Genomic DNA, 381 nt, shown 5'->3' on the forward strand with positions numbered 1-381 from the left:
GGGACTGCGGGCGAAGATAAAGTCTGCGGAGCCCACTCCCGCTCTGTGAAATGCATCGCGCTGTTAAGCTCGAGAGGACCTCGCAAATCAGCGATGGATTTAGGCGGCATCCGCAGACTTTGTCTTCCCCTCCGCCCCAAGGTCAGGGTTTCGCCGGGATGAAAGACTCAAGGCCAAGGGTATCGCCCGTCCACTGGCCTGCGGCCGCTGAATGTTTCACGCGTTAAGTGCGGGGGGCGGACCTTGTCGAGGCCACTCAACGCATCCATATGTGTTTGATATATGCAGGCTATGGGATAAAGTATTTGTTAGAGTATGTTTGTTAGAAGTTTAATACATTTGATGTGGTTGAAGGCGGTGACCTGTGCGCGGAGCGTGCAG

The sequence above is a fragment of the [Clostridium] symbiosum ATCC 14940 genome, from assembly GCF_000466485.1.
In the GTDB taxonomy this organism is placed as follows: domain Bacteria; phylum Bacillota; class Clostridia; order Lachnospirales; family Lachnospiraceae; genus Otoolea; species Otoolea symbiosa.